The organism is Bacteroides sp. MSSM.1001136sp1_RTP21357st2_D2_RTP21359_211015 (assembly GCF_040913205.1).
Taxonomy (GTDB): Bacteria; Bacteroidota; Bacteroidia; order Bacteroidales; family Bacteroidaceae; genus Bacteroides; species Bacteroides ovatus.
The window spans coordinates 153,610-169,822 of sequence record NZ_JBDFVF010000003.1; the positions used below are offsets into that span (position 1 = coordinate 153,610).

Here is a 16,213-nt window from a genome sequence, read left to right on the forward strand (position 1 = left end):
TAGATGATAAATCATAGAGAAACCATGAAAATAAAAAGATTTGAATTTAATATGTTTCCCGTAAATTGCTACGTATTATGGGATGACACTAAAGAAGCAGTCGTAATTGATCCGGGCTGTTTCTATGAAGAAGAAAAGCAGGCACTGAAAAAGTTCATTCTTACCAATGAACTGAATGTAAAGCATCTGCTGAATACTCATTTACACCTAGATCATATCTTCGGAAATCCGTTCATGCTGAAAGAATTCGGGTTATCGGCAGAAGCAAACAAAGCAGACGAGTACTGGATTGACGAAGCACCGAAACAAAGCAGAATGTTTGGTTTTCAGTTGCAGGAAGAACCTGTACCACTGGGCAAATACCTGCATGACGGAGATATCATCACTTTCGGACATACCAAACTGGAAGCAATACACGTGCCCGGACATTCACCCGGCAGCTTGGTGTACTATTGCAAAGAAGACAACTGCATGTTCTCCGGTGACGTCCTGTTCCAAGGCAGCATCGGCCGTGCTGATCTCACAGGAGGCAACTTCGATGAACTGATAGAACATATTTGCAGCCGTTTATTTGTTCTTCCCAACGAAACAGTCGTTTATCCGGGACACGGCGCTCCCACGACTATCGGAATGGAAAAAGCTGAAAACCCATTTTTTAGATAATAAAAAAGAAGTATTAAGTATCAGGTATTAGGTATTAACAAGGCTAATCGCCCATTAACCGCAGTAATACTTAATACTTGATACTTAATACTTAATTTAATACTTGATTATTATGAAAACCGATTTGTTAGCTAGCCGTCACATCGGCATCAATGAACAAGATACAGCCATAATGCTCCGCAAAATTGGCGTGAACTCACTGGACGAACTGATTAATCAGACAATTCCCGCCAATATACGGCTGAAAGAGCCGCTTGCATTGACTAGTCCACTGACGGAATACGAATTTGGAAAACACATCGCTGAACTGGCAGCTAAAAACAAACTATATACCACATATATCGGTTTGGGATGGTACAACACGATCACTCCGGCCGTTATCCAGCGGAATGTATTCGAAAACCCAGTATGGTATACTTCTTACACTCCGTACCAGACAGAGGTATCGCAAGGACGTCTGGAAGCATTGATGAATTTCCAGACAGCCGTATGTGATCTTACTGCCATGCCACTCGCCAACTGCTCACTTCTGGACGAAGCAACTGCCGCCGCCGAAGCCGTAAGCATGATGTATGCCTTACGCTCCCGCGCGCAACAGAAAGCCAATGCGAACGTAGTCTTCGTAGACGAGAATATTTTTCCGCAGACATTAGCTGTCATGACTACACGTGCCGTACCTCAAGGCATCGAACTACGTGTAGGTAAATATAAAGATTTTGAACCTTCACCGGAAGTGTTTGCCTGTATTCTGCAATATCCGAACTCACATGGAAACGTAGAGGACTATTCTGAATTTACCGAAAAAGCACATGCCGCAGACTGCAAAGTAGCTGTTGCCGCTGATATTTTAAGTCTCGCCCTGCTAACTCCTCCGGGAGAATGGGGAGCAGATATTGTATTCGGAACCACACAACGCTTGGGTACCCCAATGTTCTATGGCGGTCCATCGGCTGCTTTCTTTGCTACCAAAGACGAATACAAACGGAATATGCCGGGACGAATCATCGGATGGTCTAAAGACAAATATGGCAAACTCTGCTACCGAATGGCTTTACAGACACGTGAACAACATATCAAACGGGAAAAAGCAACTTCAAATATCTGTACCGCACAAGCATTATTAGCTACTATGGCAGGCTTTTACGCCGTTTATCACGGTCAGGAGGGTATCACTACAATTGCATCACGTATACACAGCATTACTGTATTTCTTGAAAAGCAATTAAAGAAATGCGGATATACACAAGTCAACGCTCAATACTTTGACACCTTACGTTTCGAATTGCCCGAACACGTTTCGGCACAGCAAATCCGCACGATAGCACTTACCAAAGAAGTTAATCTGCGCTATTATGAAAATGGCAATGTTGGTTTCAGCATTGACGAAACAACAGATGTGGCAGCTGCCAATGTGTTGCTCTCGATTTTTGCCATTGCCGCCGGAAAAGATTACCAGAAAGTAGACGACATTCCGGAAAGAAGCAACATCGACAAGGATTTAAAACGTACAACTCCTTTCCTGACACATGAAGTATTCAGCAAGTATCACACGGAAACAGAGATGATGCGTTACATCAAACGTCTGGACCGCAAAGATATTTCTCTTGCACAATCCATGATTTCCCTCGGTTCATGTACAATGAAGCTGAATGCAGCCGCAGAAATGTTGCCTTTAAGCCGTCCCGAGTTTATGGGTATGCACCCGCTGGTTCCGGAAGACCAAGCAGAAGGTTATCGTGAATTAATCAAGAACCTAAGTGAAGATTTGAAAGTTATCACCGGGTTTGCAGGGGTCAGCCTACAACCCAATTCGGGTGCTGCAGGAGAATATGCAGGCCTTCGTGTGATTCGCACCTATCTCGAAAGTATCGGTCAGGGACACCGTAACAAAGTCTTGATTCCAGCTTCGGCTCACGGAACAAATCCTGCGTCTGCTATACAGGCAGGCTTCGTAACTGTTACCTGTGCATGCGACGAGCAGGGGAATGTAGAAATGGCTGACCTACGTGTAAAAGCTGAAGAAAATAAAGATGAATTGGCTGCACTGATGATTACTTATCCTTCTACACATGGTATCTTCGAGACCGAGATAAAAGAGATTTGCGACATCATTCACGCCTGTGGTGCACAAGTATATATGGACGGAGCCAACATGAATGCACAGGTAGGATTAACCAATCCGGGATTCATCGGTGCAGATGTCTGTCACTTGAATCTTCATAAAACATTCGCTTCCCCTCATGGTGGCGGAGGTCCGGGAGTCGGTCCTATCTGCGTAGCCGAACATTTGGTTCCTTTCCTTCCCGGACACGGAATCTTCGGCAATTCACAAAATCAAGTATCGGCAGCTCCATTCGGCAGTGCAGGTATTCTGCCTATCACATACGGATATATCCGCATGATGGGTGCAGAAGGACTGACACAGGCAACTAAAATTGCGATCCTGAACGCTAATTATCTGGCTACTTGTCTGAAAGATACGTATGGAGTTGTTTATCGGGGAGCCAACGGTTTCGTAGGGCACGAAATGATTCTGGAATGCCGGAAAGTACATGAAGAAGCAGGAATCTCGGAGAATGATATTGCCAAACGCCTGATGGATTACGGTTATCATGCTCCTACCCTCTCCTTCCCCGTCCACGGTACGTTGATGATTGAACCAACAGAAAGTGAAAGTCTGGCAGAACTAGACAATTTCGTAGATGTCATGCTGAATATCTGGAAAGAAATTCAAGAAGTGAAGAATGGCGAAGCGGATAAAGATGATAATGTATTGATTAATGCTCCTCATCCAGAATATGAAATTGTAAGTGATCGTTGGGAGCACTCATATACACGCGAGAAAGCAGCTTATCCTATAGAAAGTGTACGTGATAATAAATTCTGGATAAATGTAGCTCGCGTAGATAACACCTTGGGAGACCGTAAGCTACTACCCACTCGCTATGGTACTTTCGAGTAAAAAGAGGTCTATCCAAAGAGATTTACAGAGCACTGTCTCTTAAAGAATCACCTCACAAAAATAAGGGGATGTATCAAAACTCCCCTTTTATCGAAATCACCCTCGCTACAACTTTCTGTGGCGAGGGTGATTTTTATATGAGAGTTTCGACACAGCCTCTTATTTTATCAGACAAGAAGCTGTATTCTATCTAACGATAGTTATTGTATTAGCCTTTACCTTTTTCTCTTTTATTGGAATCTTCGAATCAGGATAACCCAAAGCTACACAACCGTAGACTTTATGATTGGCAGGAACACCTAAAGCAGTAATAAATTCACGAACCTCCGGATCATCACATGTTGTCCCCAACTGATTGATCCAACAAGAGCCGATACCTAAAGACTGGGCAGCCAGGAACATATTTTCTATGGCACAAGCACAATCCATACCAGCCCACCATTGAGTAGGCTCATTAGATACAATCACTAAAGTCGGAGCATGATAATAGCAACAATAAGTCTTACTATGTCCACGTTCCTGCAAACGAGAATCGTCGCTTTTTGCAAAAGCCCCTTTAATCCGTTCATTCAGTTCTGTCAACTTATCCATATTTTGAATAGCCGTAAAATGCCATGTTTCCAGATGCATTCCACTCGGTGCATAAGTTGCAGCTTCCAAAATAGCCTGCAAATCCTCTTCTAAAACTTGCTGGCCAGTATAAGCCCGTACGCTACGGCGTGCTTTAATGTTCTCTAAAACTTCATTTGTTTTCATGGATAACAAGTATTTTATATAAGTATGCCATCATTATTAGTTTAACTGCATCAATACATTATACTTTTCTACCGTTTGACCAGCCCAATCTTTGCATTCAGTTTGAAATAATAGACTCCATTCTCTCTCTCCAGGAACCCGTATTTGTCTTTCTCTAAAGATCCTTTTTCTAAACGGGTATTTAAAAACAAAAAATCCTCCATTATTTGCTTTTCCGATTTATGATAACAGAGCACTTCTCCATTTCCATCCACCAATAGAATACCTTCCACTGCCGAATCCAATCCATTGTAAATCTTTGCAGGACGCATTCCCAATACTAATGCCATCAAGAACTGCTTCATCTTGAATTCATAGAACTTATGCTTATTGATTAGTTCATCTTTAATCTTCAACGGATTCATTTGTTTAATAACTTCCGTCAACTCACTAATACGGGAGATACCATCCAAATGCATGATACGAACCATTTCTGTCAGTACACGTGGAAAATGCAGATCAATCATCAAAAGATTACTGCGGAATACGCGGTCGGCTACATCAGCGTATTTAAGTACGCCCCCCAAACGTTCGATCATCATCATCCGTTCGGCAACTTCATTCGGAGATTCAGGCAAAGCATTGATTTTATTCACTGTTGGAGTGGCAAATTTGACTCCACTCTGTTCCAGTTTAAGATTCGCTGCACGTCCTCCGTCCAACAACGGATTCATTACGCCCAACCGTGAACGGACATTGAAACCTCTTAACGGAGCTTTCGGATGCCAAAATGTAATGGAAAAATCTGTGCGATCTTCTGTTTTTGCTTCCAAATCGAAAATGGCAGCTTCGTCTAAAAACTCTTCTACTCCTTCTGGAGAAGCAACATCATTTTCCGGCGAAGATTTCACAGCCTGTAATATCAGATCAGCTACAATACCAAAATCTTCACGAGGCATGGACTTACTCCCATTCTCTCCTTCTATACGAATCGTATCTTCTTCAATATAATATTGACGTGTTCCATCATGTTCTTCCCGTTGAATCATTGCAACAGGCCAAAATGTATCTCCCGCCTTTGCTTCTGCTGTGCCTAACACTACTTTTCCATCTGCTAAGAGACGAAAGAAAGAATAGAGTTCGCACCATTCTTTTTTGGTTGCTTCAAATGCCATATATTTTTGTTCTTCTTTATTTTACTACAAATGTTCTATCTTAATTCTACTACTGAATTTTCCTAACTATGAGTTGCTTCTACTGATTGATAACCTGCGGTAAGGTTACAGACGACACAACCGGAGGAACTATATGAGTCACCTCCTCCAATGGAGGGAGCTTGCCTACCTGTGCAAACAGGGAGTTTCGTATCCATTCTCTGGGAGTGACTATGATAAATCGTCCCGTCCAACAACCATCAAAATAGGAAGGGTTACCCGGCTGTTTCTTAATGGGATAACAGATGTTTTCTCCTTTAGTCCGCATCTCCGGCGAACGTCCGGGATCATTCACCCACACATGTTTATCATCAATGCCACGAAGCACCATCCAGTGCCCTCTCGGACCAGGACGCAAACCACGAACTGCACCTGTATATCTCACATTTACAAGCACAGGAATGCCACGATCAATATAATCTTTCAATATCCGATAATCTTTCTGCTGGAAATGTTCGGCACTTATCATGTTTTCATAATAACGTGTCAACGAATCAATCTCAAAAGAATAATATCCTCCCTGCCCTATTGAAGTACGGCGACGGAAAGGAGCACGTTTTTTCAGAAAGTAGTTCCGCTGATATTCAATCAGTTTCTTTTCTGCATCCTGGGCTGTACGTTGTGTATCAGCCGTCATTCCCTTAAAATAATCAAAGACCATTAACGAAGAAGCCAGAGAGCAATGCGAGTAAGGGCATCCCGCGATTTTCTGCGAATACCACGGAACAGGAATATTATTAGGAGCCAGTTTTTGAGTTTCCTGTATTTGTGCTTGCGCCTGAACGCTCATCCATACAAAGGAACTTAAAAACAGACTAAAAATTATGTGACATTTATTTATCATGCAATCCACTCTCTATCTCTATTACTACTTCTAATACTTTACCTACAAAATATTCTCATCATCAAGAATCCGCGCTGTCTCCACCTTCTCCAAACGTGCACGCAACTTAGGCATCATCGAACGACGAATCCGCAATGTCATGCTACAATCCATGTCATACGACTGATTAAGAATCTCCGGTTCCTCTTCTTTCACAATGCGCATGACATCATTCATAAAAGGATATTCAAACATTACCGTCACATCCTCATCTACCGTCTTTTCTATAATAGTAGCGGCAGCAATCGCTTCGGCAGCAGCGGCCTTGTAAGCAACAATCAATCCACTTGTCCCCAACTTGATTCCTCCAAAATAACGAACTACTATAATCAGTATATCCGTCAGTTCATTCGAGTTTATCTGTCCGAGAATAGGTTTACCCGCTGTTCCGGAAGGTTCTCCGTTGTCATTGGCACGGAAATCCTTTCGCGCAGCTCCCAACATATAAGCATAGCATACATGCCGTGCATCATAATACTTTTTCTGATACGTTTCAAGATGCATCTTTATCTCATCGAGAGTACGCACAGGAAGGGCTATAGCAATGAACTTGCTTCGTTTTTCCGTATAAATACCTTCGGAAGGCTCAATGATGGTTTTATAAGTATCTTCAGCAGTCATGTTGCAAAGATACGGCTTTAATGAGAAAAGTCAATCTATCATTTGGAAATATTAATGTTCCACTTATCGATGATAGGCAGTTGGGGGAATTAAAAATAGTGACGCTATCCAATAAAAATAGTGACGGTATACCACAACGATACCGTCACTATCCCGGGCATATCCCGTCACTATTTTTTCTACATCAATCAAGCGTCACATCTACTGATATAGTCCCTATCAACAATGATTTTCGCATCATCTTACAGATATTTTTTAATCTAACTTATGAATCACCAGTCCCGAACGAAGTTTCGGTTCAAACCAAGTAGTCTTCGGCGGCATAATATTGCCTGTATCTGCAATATCCATCAACTGTTTCATAGATACGGGATAGAGAGCCAAAGCCACTTTCATTTCACCGCTATCCACACGCTTCTTGAGCTCTCCCAATCCACGGATACCACCGACAAAATCAATACGTTTATCAGAACGCAGATCCTTTATACCTAAAACTTCATCCAAAATCAAGTTGGAAGAGATTGTAACATCAAGCACACCAATAGGGTCGTTATCATTATACGTACCGGCCTTAGCAGTCAAGCTGTACCATTTACCACCCAAATAGAGTGAAAAATTATGTAAGCCGGATGGTTTATAGATATCCGCACCCTTCTCTTCTACTATAAAGTTTTTATCAAGTGCAGCCAGGAATTGCTCGGGAGTCAAACCATTGAGATCTTTCACTACACGATTATAATCGATGATGGTTAGCTGGTTTGCAGGGAAGCAAACAGCCATGAAGTAATTATATTCTTCATCACCACGATGATTCGGATTTTGCTTTGCTTTCTCTGCTCCCACCAATGCAGCAGCGGCAGAACGGTGATGCCCGTCAGCAATATAAAGAGCAGGCATTTTAGCAAATTCGGCAGTAATGGTAGCAATATCTGCATCCTGGTCGACAATCCAGAAAGTATGTCCAAAGCCATCACCCGGAGCGATAAAGTCATAAACCGGCTTGTTTGCTGTATATTTCTTTATAATAACATCCAGCTTCTCATTATCAGGATAAGCAAAGAAAACAGGCTCAATGTTTGCGTTGTTCACACGTACATGTTTCATACGATCCTCTTCCTTGTCACGACGGGTAAGCTCATGCTTTTTGATAATACCATTCATATAATCGGGAACATAAGCACCGACCACCAATCCGTATTGCGTTTTCCCGTTCATCGTCTGGGCATAGATATAATAGTTTTCCTTATTATCCTGCACCAACCAGCCTTTGTCCTGAAACAGTTGGAAATTCTCGGCAGCTTTAGCATACACCCGTTCGTCGTGTTCATCCATACCAACAGGGAAATCTATTTCCGGTTTAATAATATGATAAAGAGACTTTTCGTTACCTTCCGCTTCTGCGCGGGCTTCTTCAGAGTTCAGTACATCATAAGGACGTGAAGCGACCTGTTCTACGAGGTTTTGCGGAGGACGAATGCCCTTGAAAGGTTTGATTATTGCCATGATATTAGTATTTTATATGTAAAAAATTAAAGCCACAGACTTCTTGAAAATCTGTGGCTCAAATATACTACTTATTTCTAAAAAAGACATTCTGCAACGGATTGTTTTTATTCAGATACTACCATAGTTATCCTGAAAAATCCGGCAGACTTATTCAGAATCTTACTTGTTTACTCTAAATTTCTCGCAACCATCTTTCAAGAAGCCCACAATTTGTTGAGCAGCAGCAATACCGGCATTGATATTTGCTTCGGCAGTTTGAGCACCCATCTTCTTAGGAGTTGAGAAATAACGTCCGGCAAACTTTTCTGCAAACTCTGCGTTAGCAGCAGGCATAATATCTGTGATATATTTGAAGTCTGCACGCTCTTCCATCAGTTTGATTAGTTCTGCTTCGTTAATCACTTCCTTACGGGCAGTGTTTACCAACATAGCACCTTTCGGCATATCTTTCAACAGAGCATAATTGATAGAGTTCTTTGTTTCGGCAGTTGCCGGAATATGAAGAGATACCACCTGGCAAGTCTTGTACAATTCTTCTGCAGAATCAAGTGCTTTCACACCATCTTTTTCGATTACTTCTTTCGGGCAGAATGCATCATAAGCATACACTTCCATTCCGAAACCTTTGGCAACACGAGCTACATTGCGGCCTACGTTTCCATAAGCATGAATACCCAATTTCTTGCCCATCAATTCTGTACCGGAAGTTCCGTTATAGAAGTTACGGACAGCATATACCATCATACCCAAAGCAAGTTCGGCAACAGCATTAGAATTCTGTCCCGGAGTGTTCATCACGCATACATTGTGAGCTGTGGCAGCAGCCAGGTCCACATTATCGTATCCTGCACCGGCGCGAACTACGATTTTCAATTCTTTAGCAGCATCAAGCACCTCTGCATCAACAATATCACTACGGATAATGATGGCATTAGCATCTTTCACTGCATCCAGTAACTGGGCTTTTTCTGTATATTTCTCAAGTAAAGCAAACTCGTATCCGGCTGCTTCTATTTCTTTACGGATACCGTCTACTGCAACTTTAGCAAACGGTTTATCAGTAGCTACAAGTATTTTCATAATCTAATTCTGTTTATAAAGACTCACCACAGATTACCCAGATTCTCACAGAATAAAAAAAATCTGCGTCCGTCTGTATAATCTGTGGTGAAAATATTATTAATGAAGTTTTTCAAATTCCTGCATACAATCAATCAAAGCTTGTACGCTTTCTTTCGGCAGAGCATTGTAGCAAGATGCACGGAAACCACCTACAGAACGGTGTCCCTTGATACCTACCATACCTCTTTCAGTAGCAAACTTCAAGAAGTCAGCTTCGAAGTCTTTGTATTCGGGAGCCATCACGAAACAGATGTTCATACGTGAACGGTCTTCTTTGGCAGCAGTACCCACGAACATTTTGTTACGGTCGATTTCAGCATACAACATATCCGCTTTTTCAATGGCACGACGTTCCATTTCTTTCACACCACCCTGTGCTTTGATCCAGCGAAGCGTCTGCAATGCTGCATAAATAGGTACAACAGGAGGAGTGTTAAACATAGAGCCACTGTCAACATGAGTCTGATAATTCAACATCGTTGGAATGTAACGGGAAACCTTACCCAATGCGTCATTCTTAACGATAACGAATGTAACACCAGCAGGAGCCAGATTCTTTTGTGCACCACCATAAATACAGATATATTTAGAAACGTCGATCGGACGTGAGAAAATATCAGAAGACATATCGGCAACCATCGGAACCGGAGAATCGAGGTCTTTCTTCAATTCTGTACCGTAAATTGTGTTGTTAGTCGTGATGTGGAAATAATCTGCGTCTGTCGGGATTGTATAATCTTTGGGGATATAAGTATATGTAGCTTCAGCAGAGGAAGCAACTTCTACAACTTCACCAAACCCTTTAGCTTCTTTCATAGCTTTCTTTGCCCATACACCGGTGTTTAGGTAAGCAGCTTTTTTTTCGAGGAAGTTATAAGGAACCATGCAGAACTCCATACTAGCACCTCCACCCAGGAACAGTACCGAATAGCCTTCGGGGATATTGAGTAATTCCTTGAATAATGCCTCTGCTTCGTCAACCACAGGTTGGAAGTCTTTGGCGCGGTGGCTGATTTCCATCAAAGAGAGACCAGAGCCGTTGAAATCTAAAATAGCCTTCGCTGTATCCTCTATCACCTCACGCGAAAGAATGGAAGGTCCTGCATTGAAATTATGCTTTTTCATTTGAAGTTTGTTTTTGGTTTAACAATTTCGTTACTTTTGTCTTTTGACCTTGCGAATTTACGAATTTATTTCCGCCGCACAAATCTTTCCTTATAAAAATACTGTTTTAAAGCAGATTTTCCTTTCTTTTTATTGGTTTATACAGGATATATACACCATTTTGTTATCCATAGATGTCAAGTAAGGTATCTTACAGAAAAGATCTTTACTTCGCTTCTTCTATAATAGTCTTCATTCCTTTGATTTTCTCCCCCTGAATCAGATTCAAGAGTTGCTTCACCTTAGCCTGGCGAACAGCGACAAAAGCATAATGTTCTTTGACGTCAATCGCTCCGACATCTTCGCGGGTCAGATTTCCTTTTTTATATAAGAATCCGGCAATATCTATCCGGCTAAGTTTCTCCTTTTTTCCTTTACCTATATAAATGGTAGCCCAGACCGATTTCGGAGGCCGGGGAGGGTTTTCAGGCAACACTACTATCTCCATTTCTTCCAGAATATAAGAAGGAAGTTTCTCTTCGGCATGAAGAATCAGATAAGACGTTCCGGTCGCATCCCAACGTGCTGTTCGTCCGTTGCGGTGCGTAAAGGCTTCTTCATTGACCGGCAAATGATAATGGATGATATGTCCGACTTCCGGAATATCCAGTCCACGGGCAGCCAGATCGGTAGAAATCAATACATGACAACTGCCATTACGGAACTTGTAAAGCGCACGTTCACGGTCCGGCTGTTCCATACCACCATGAAAACGTTCTGCGAGTAGTTTTTTATCCGCCAATAACTGATGTACACGGTCCACCGCATCCCGATGATTACAAAACACGATGCTCGAAGCGCTCCCCAATGTACAAAGCAGGTTATATAAAGTATCAATCTTATCTTTGGAAGGCGAAAGCACCTTCATCAATTTCAAGCGCGACTCTTGTTCTTCAGAATCGTCCGAAAGGAAGTTCAACTTAACTGTGCGGTTCAATCCTGTAAATTCGGGAATCTCTGCCGCATCGGTAGCTGAAAGCAACATACGTTTTTTTAATCCCGGAAGCTGGGTGATAATCTCTGCCATTTCATCGTGGAAACCAAACTCCAACGATTTGTCGAACTCGTCAATAATTAAAGTTTCAATGGTTTCAGGGTTGAAATTGCCTTTCGACAAATGGTCGGTGATACGTCCCGGAGTACCGATGATGATAGCAGGATGATTGCTCAATATACTTTTCTTTTCTTCGGCGATAGGATGTCCACCGTAACAACAGCAGGTTTTCCAGGAAGTCCCCATTGCTTTGAATACAGAATCTATCTGTAAGGCCAGCTCACGCGAAGGAACGAGAATCAAAACCTGCACGCTGTCGTCGTTCGGTTTTAGAGTAAGGAGTAAAGGTAACAGATAGGCCAATGTCTTGCCCGATCCTGTCGGTGACAACAGTATAACGTCTTTTCTTCCGGTAGCTTGTTCAAGTGATGCTTCCTGCATCGGATTCAGCTCCTCAATCTTCAAATTGCGGAGAGCCGACTGTATAATTTCATTTTTCTCTAACATGGGGGCAAAGATACAAAAAGGAAAGAGTACGGAGATAAAAATACAATCAAACTTTAGCCATGCCGGTCAATATATAATAACCTTTCAGATTATTCTCTTTCATGTAAATGGTTACTTCTGCCCTACAAGCTGTCACCAAGGCATATCCCGTTAAACTTGAACTCATAGCTTTGACAAATGAATACTCTGTATCATTGTGAATAAAAGATATACGATGATATTCCATAACCTATTGTACTTTAATGTGTAGCCAAATATACGAATATAATAGATAAGTACGGATAAAAAAGGAGAACTATCTTTAAAACAGACATAAAATAGATACAAACCATAACGGAAAGACATTATGAGATAATGCCAAAAAGAAGCGGGAAATCGAAGAAGCATTACTGCTTTTCAGATTTCCCGCTCTGTGTTTATGTAACCTTTCCGGTCATTGTTCCGACCAGTTGTTCTCTTCCGCGAATTATCCTCCGAAGTTATCGAACATCAAGTTCTGTGCCGGAACGCCAAGATCGTCGAGCATCTTCTCAACAGCTTTCGACATCGGACCAGGACCACACATGTAGTATTCAATATCTTCAGGAGCTTCGTGATTCTTCAGGTAAGTTTCGTAAATTACGTTGTGAACGAATCCCGGAGTGTACTTCACGCCTGCAGCATCAGCAGCAGGGTCCGGACGGTCGAGAGCCAAATGGAAAGTGAAATTCGGGAAGTCCTTTTCGATTTGCAGGAAATCTTCCAGATAGAACACTTCATTCAGCGCACGGGCACCATAGAAGTAAGACATCTTACGATCAGTTGTATGCAATGTCTTAGTCATGTGCATGATTTGCGCACGTAACGGAGCCATACCGGCACCACCACCAATCCACATCATTTCCTTCTTAGAATCGAAGATTGGGTGGAAGTCTCCGTAAGGACCGCTCATTATTACTTTGTCACCCGGTTTCAGGGTAAAGATATATGAAGAAGCGATACCCGGCATCACATCCATAAATCCAGGACCTTGTTCTTTCGGCTTGAACGGTGGAGTAGCGATACGTACTGTCAACATGATACGGTCACCTTCGGCAGGATAGTTGGCCATAGAGTAAGCACGAATTGTTTCCTCGTCGTTCTTACATTTCAAACCTAACAAACCGAATTTCTCCCATGCTGGCAGATATTCATCACCAATCAGGCTCTTATCGATGTCCTTATCATAATCCATTGAAAATTTAGGAATCTTAATCTGTGCATAAGAACCCGGGATAAAGTCCATGTGTTCGCCTTTAGGCAGAGCAACGATGAACTCTTTGATAAATGTAGCCACGTTCTTGTTGGAGATTACTTCGCACTCCCACTCTTTCACACCGAGTACAGATTCATCAATCTTGATAGCCATATCCCCCTTCACTTTTACCTGACAGCCCAGACGCCAATGGTCTTGCTGCTGTTTGCGACTGAAGTGAGGAACCTCAGAAGGCAGGATTTCGCCGCCTCCTTCGAGTACTTGGCATTTGCACTGTCCGCAAGATCCCTTACCACCACAAGCAGATGACAGGAATATCCCATTTACAGACAGCGTATTCAACAAAGTAGAACCGGAAGCCACTTCCAATTCCTTTTCGCCGTTGATTGTCAGTTTTACGTTTCCTGATGGCACCAGGAAATTCTTGGCAACCAACAAGATTACAACAAGCAACAGAATAACCACAAGGAATACCCCAATGCTCGCTAATATTAAATTCATATCCATTGTCTTATTCCTTTCTTTTTAGATGTTCAAACCAGAGAAACACATAAACGCGATTGCCATCAGACCTACTGTGATAAATGTGATACCCAAGCCCTTCAATGGAGCAGGTACGTCAGAGTAAGCCATTTTCTCGCGGATAGCAGCCAGACCTACGATAGCCAGCAACCAACCGATACCAGAGCCTAATGCATAAGAGAGGGCATCCCAAATATCACCAATGTATTTCGGATCACTCGGACCAACGTTAATACGTTGTTGCATAAACAGAGAGGCACCCATGATCGCACAGTTAACGGCAATCAACGGCAGGAAGATACCCAGCGAAGCATACAGTGACGGAGTGAAGCGTTCTACCACCATCTCCACCAATTGCACGATACCGGCAATTACGGCAATGAAAAGAATAAAACTCAAGAAGCTAAGGTCGACACCTTCAATGATAGCATTGGCAGCCAGCACCTTAGTTTGCAACAGGTAGTTGACCGGAAGCGTCACCAGCAACACGAAAGTCACGGCGATACCCAGTCCTACGGCAGTCTTCACATTCTTCGAAACAGCCAGGTATGAACACATACCCAAGAAGAATGCGAATATCATGTTGTCCACAAAGATAGAGCGGACGAATAAACTTAATAAATGTTCCATAATTCTTTTTGATTTATGATTTATGATTTATAATTTATGATTCAGCAGACTTATCATGCGACTATGACTATAAAGCTAGACATAAATCATAATTCAGAAATCAGAAATAATTAATTACTTTGTTCTTGCAATTCTTTATGACGTGCACGTTGATACCAGATAATGCATGCTACGATAATCAATGCCATCGGCGGCATCAACATCAAGCCGTTGTTTACGTATCCGATATTTTGAATCGGTTCATAATTCAGGATATTGAAACCAAGCAATGTTCCCGAACCAAACAATTCGCGGAAGAAAGCAACGATAATCAAAATCTTAGCATAGCCTAAACCATTACCTACACCATCCAAGAAAGACTCCCAAGGACCGTTCTGCATGGCAAATGCTTCCAGACGTCCCATCAAGATACAGTTGGTGATAATCAAACCTACATAAACAGAGAGCTGTACGCTTACGTCGTAAGCAAACGCTTTCAGGATTTCACTTACGATAGTTACCAAAGCAGCTACCACAACCAACTGGACGATGATGCGGATGCGGTTAGGAATCGTCTTACGCAACAGTGAAATAACAACGTTGGCAAATGCAGTAATCACCGTTACTGAAAGTCCCATCACGATGGCAGGCTCCAGCTTTGCGGTAACAGCAAGTGCAGAACAGATACCGAGCACCTGTACGGTTACCGGATTATCAATTCCCAGCGGAGCAGAGAATACTTCTTTATTTTTCTTTGAAAACAGTTGTCCCATATTCTATCTTTCTCCTCCTTATTATTTAGTTAAAAAACTCAAGTAACTATTCAGGCAAGACTTCAACATGGCATCTACACCTACTGAAGTGATTGTACCACCGGAGATACCATCCACTTGGTAATCAGGTTTCTCTACCTTGCCATTTTTTACGACTCCCAAAGTGATAGCTCCATTTTCCAAAGTCTTCTTACCTACAAATTCGTTTTGGAAATGTTCGGTTGCAATTTCAGCACCCAGACCCGGAGTTTCACTAGCGTGTGAGAAGTAAGTACCGTAAACGGTATCTTTATCCTCGTTCAGTGCAACATATCCCCAGATAGCACCCCAAAGGCCTGCACCATAAACAGGAACCACATATTTAGTCTGACCGTCCACTTCGCATACAAACACGTGCAGACGTTGTTGTTCTTTCGCTTCTTTTTCGTAGTTGGTAGCAAATTCACCTGTGTTTTCAGTCAGCGTACCGTCTACGTTCATCAGCATGTCCCCTTTCACATATTTCTTATATTCAGCATCCGCATCCTCCACATTTTTAATGTTCAGTGCAGCGAGAATCTGTTTCTTAGTGTCCAACTGCACATTCTTATCTTGTGTAGATTTCAATGAAGAACTAACGAATGCCAGCAGGAATGCTACGATAATAACCATTACCGAAGCATAAATGATAGTATAACTATTACTATTCGTATTCATTTTCTTTC

The 16,213-nt window shown here is 42.2% G+C and carries 15 protein-coding genes; 2 read left to right on the forward strand and 13 right to left on the reverse strand.

Features of this window, described 5'->3' with window-relative positions; genetic code table 11:
- The first annotated feature begins 24 nt into the window (after positions 1–24).
- Complete coding sequence (locus AB5217_RS03770; RefSeq protein ID WP_004311627.1) at positions 25–663, forward strand: MBL fold metallo-hydrolase; 639 nt, start codon at positions 25–27, stop codon at positions 661–663.
- Between the two features lie 112 nt (positions 664–775).
- The gene (gene gcvP / locus AB5217_RS03775) at positions 776–3,625 is read left to right on the forward strand and encodes an aminomethyl-transferring glycine dehydrogenase (RefSeq protein WP_004315900.1); all 2,850 of its coding nucleotides are present in this window, start codon (positions 776–778) and stop codon (positions 3,623–3,625) included.
- Between the two features lie 186 nt (positions 3,626–3,811).
- On the opposite strand, the gene AB5217_RS03780 is transcribed toward gcvP, so the two are convergent.
- The 13 genes from AB5217_RS03780 to AB5217_RS03840 all read right to left on the reverse strand — a co-directional run bounded on the left by AB5217_RS03780 (position 3,812) and on the right by AB5217_RS03840 (position 16,205).
- Positions 3,812–4,381, reverse strand: a complete 570-nt coding sequence (locus AB5217_RS03780) for a nitroreductase family protein (protein WP_004300403.1) — start codon at positions 4,379–4,381, stop codon at positions 3,812–3,814.
- Between the two features lie 68 nt (positions 4,382–4,449).
- Positions 4,450–5,535 carry an HpaII family restriction endonuclease gene (locus tag AB5217_RS03785; protein WP_004311625.1) on the reverse strand — a complete coding sequence of 362 codons (1,086 nt, stop codon included), beginning with the start codon at positions 5,533–5,535 and terminating at the stop codon, positions 4,450–4,452.
- Between the two features lie 79 nt (positions 5,536–5,614).
- Positions 5,615–6,364, reverse strand: coding sequence for a C39 family peptidase (locus tag AB5217_RS03790; protein WP_004300401.1), 750 nt, complete (start codon positions 6,362–6,364; stop codon positions 5,615–5,617).
- A 96-nt stretch (positions 6,365–6,460) separates the two neighbouring features.
- Positions 6,461–7,078 carry an IMPACT family protein gene (locus tag AB5217_RS03795; protein WP_004300400.1) on the reverse strand — a complete coding sequence of 206 codons (618 nt, stop codon included), beginning with the start codon at positions 7,076–7,078 and terminating at the stop codon, positions 6,461–6,463.
- A gap of 255 nt (positions 7,079–7,333) precedes the next feature.
- The gene (locus AB5217_RS03800; RefSeq protein WP_004311623.1) at positions 7,334–8,581 is read right to left on the reverse strand and encodes a DUF1015 domain-containing protein; all 1,248 of its coding nucleotides are present in this window, start codon (positions 8,579–8,581) and stop codon (positions 7,334–7,336) included.
- Between the two features lie 162 nt (positions 8,582–8,743).
- Positions 8,744–9,664, reverse strand: coding sequence for an NAD(P)-dependent oxidoreductase (locus AB5217_RS03805; protein ID WP_004300396.1), 921 nt, complete (start codon positions 9,662–9,664; stop codon positions 8,744–8,746).
- Positions 9,665–9,763: 99 nt separating this feature from the next.
- A complete protein-coding gene (gene serC / locus AB5217_RS03810) occupies positions 9,764–10,831 on the reverse strand; it encodes a 3-phosphoserine/phosphohydroxythreonine transaminase (RefSeq protein ID WP_368112647.1) in 1,068 nt (355 codons plus the stop codon).
- Between the two features lie 205 nt (positions 10,832–11,036).
- The gene (locus tag AB5217_RS03815) at positions 11,037–12,371 is read right to left on the reverse strand and encodes a DEAD/DEAH box helicase (RefSeq protein WP_004315902.1); all 1,335 of its coding nucleotides are present in this window, start codon (positions 12,369–12,371) and stop codon (positions 11,037–11,039) included.
- A gap of 46 nt (positions 12,372–12,417) precedes the next feature.
- Positions 12,418–12,597: a hypothetical protein gene (locus AB5217_RS03820; protein ID WP_004306317.1), complete on the reverse strand. Its 180-nt coding sequence runs from the start codon at positions 12,595–12,597 to the stop codon at positions 12,418–12,420.
- Between the two features lie 240 nt (positions 12,598–12,837).
- On the reverse strand, positions 12,838–14,112 hold the full coding sequence (gene nqrF, locus AB5217_RS03825; RefSeq protein WP_004306318.1) for an NADH:ubiquinone reductase (Na(+)-transporting) subunit F: 1,275 nt from the start codon (positions 14,110–14,112) through the stop codon (positions 12,838–12,840).
- An 18-nt stretch (positions 14,113–14,130) separates the two neighbouring features.
- Positions 14,131–14,757 (reverse strand): NADH:ubiquinone reductase (Na(+)-transporting) subunit E, encoded by a 627-nt coding sequence (gene nqrE, locus AB5217_RS03830; RefSeq protein ID WP_004306319.1) that lies wholly within the window; start codon positions 14,755–14,757, stop codon positions 14,131–14,133.
- 110 nt (positions 14,758–14,867) lie between these two features.
- Complete coding sequence (locus AB5217_RS03835) at positions 14,868–15,509, reverse strand: NADH:ubiquinone reductase (Na(+)-transporting) subunit D (protein ID WP_004300389.1); 642 nt, start codon at positions 15,507–15,509, stop codon at positions 14,868–14,870.
- Between the two features lie 21 nt (positions 15,510–15,530).
- Positions 15,531–16,205, reverse strand: a complete 675-nt coding sequence (locus tag AB5217_RS03840) for a Na(+)-translocating NADH-quinone reductase subunit C (protein WP_004306320.1) — start codon at positions 16,203–16,205, stop codon at positions 15,531–15,533.
- Positions 16,206–16,213: the final 8 nt, after the last annotated feature.

Excerpts from the sequence above, each read along its gene's own strand:
- AB5217_RS03770 (WP_004311627.1), top strand. The coding sequence starts at position 25 with ATGAAAATAAAAAGATTTGAATTTAATATGTTTCCCGTAAATTGCTAC.
- gcvP (WP_004315900.1), top strand. The coding sequence starts at position 776 with ATGAAAACCGATTTGTTAGCTAGCCGTCACATCGGCATCAATGAACAA.
- AB5217_RS03780 (WP_004300403.1), bottom strand. The coding sequence starts at position 4,381 with ATGAAAACAAATGAAGTTTTAGAGAACATTAAAGCACGCCGTAGCGTA.
- AB5217_RS03785 (WP_004311625.1), bottom strand. The coding sequence starts at position 5,535 with ATGGCATTTGAAGCAACCAAAAAAGAATGGTGCGAACTCTATTCTTTC.
- AB5217_RS03790 (WP_004300401.1), bottom strand. The coding sequence starts at position 6,364 with ATGAGCGTTCAGGCGCAAGCACAAATACAGGAAACTCAAAAACTGGCT.
- AB5217_RS03795 (WP_004300400.1), bottom strand. The coding sequence starts at position 7,078 with ATGACTGCTGAAGATACTTATAAAACCATCATTGAGCCTTCCGAAGGT.
- AB5217_RS03800 (WP_004311623.1), bottom strand. The coding sequence starts at position 8,581 with ATGGCAATAATCAAACCTTTCAAGGGCATTCGTCCTCCGCAAAACCTC.
- AB5217_RS03805 (WP_004300396.1), bottom strand. The coding sequence starts at position 9,664 with ATGAAAATACTTGTAGCTACTGATAAACCGTTTGCTAAAGTTGCAGTA.
- serC (WP_368112647.1), bottom strand. The coding sequence starts at position 10,831 with ATGAAAAAGCATAATTTCAATGCAGGACCTTCCATTCTTTCGCGTGAG.
- AB5217_RS03815 (WP_004315902.1), bottom strand. The coding sequence starts at position 12,371 with ATGTTAGAGAAAAATGAAATTATACAGTCGGCTCTCCGCAATTTGAAG.
- AB5217_RS03820 (WP_004306317.1), bottom strand. The coding sequence starts at position 12,597 with ATGGAATATCATCGTATATCTTTTATTCACAATGATACAGAGTATTCA.
- nqrF (WP_004306318.1), bottom strand. The coding sequence starts at position 14,112 with ATGGATATGAATTTAATATTAGCGAGCATTGGGGTATTCCTTGTGGTT.
- nqrE (WP_004306319.1), bottom strand. The coding sequence starts at position 14,757 with ATGGAACATTTATTAAGTTTATTCGTCCGCTCTATCTTTGTGGACAAC.
- AB5217_RS03835 (WP_004300389.1), bottom strand. The coding sequence starts at position 15,509 with ATGGGACAACTGTTTTCAAAGAAAAATAAAGAAGTATTCTCTGCTCCG.
- AB5217_RS03840 (WP_004306320.1), bottom strand. The coding sequence starts at position 16,205 with ATGAATACGAATAGTAATAGTTATACTATCATTTATGCTTCGGTAATG.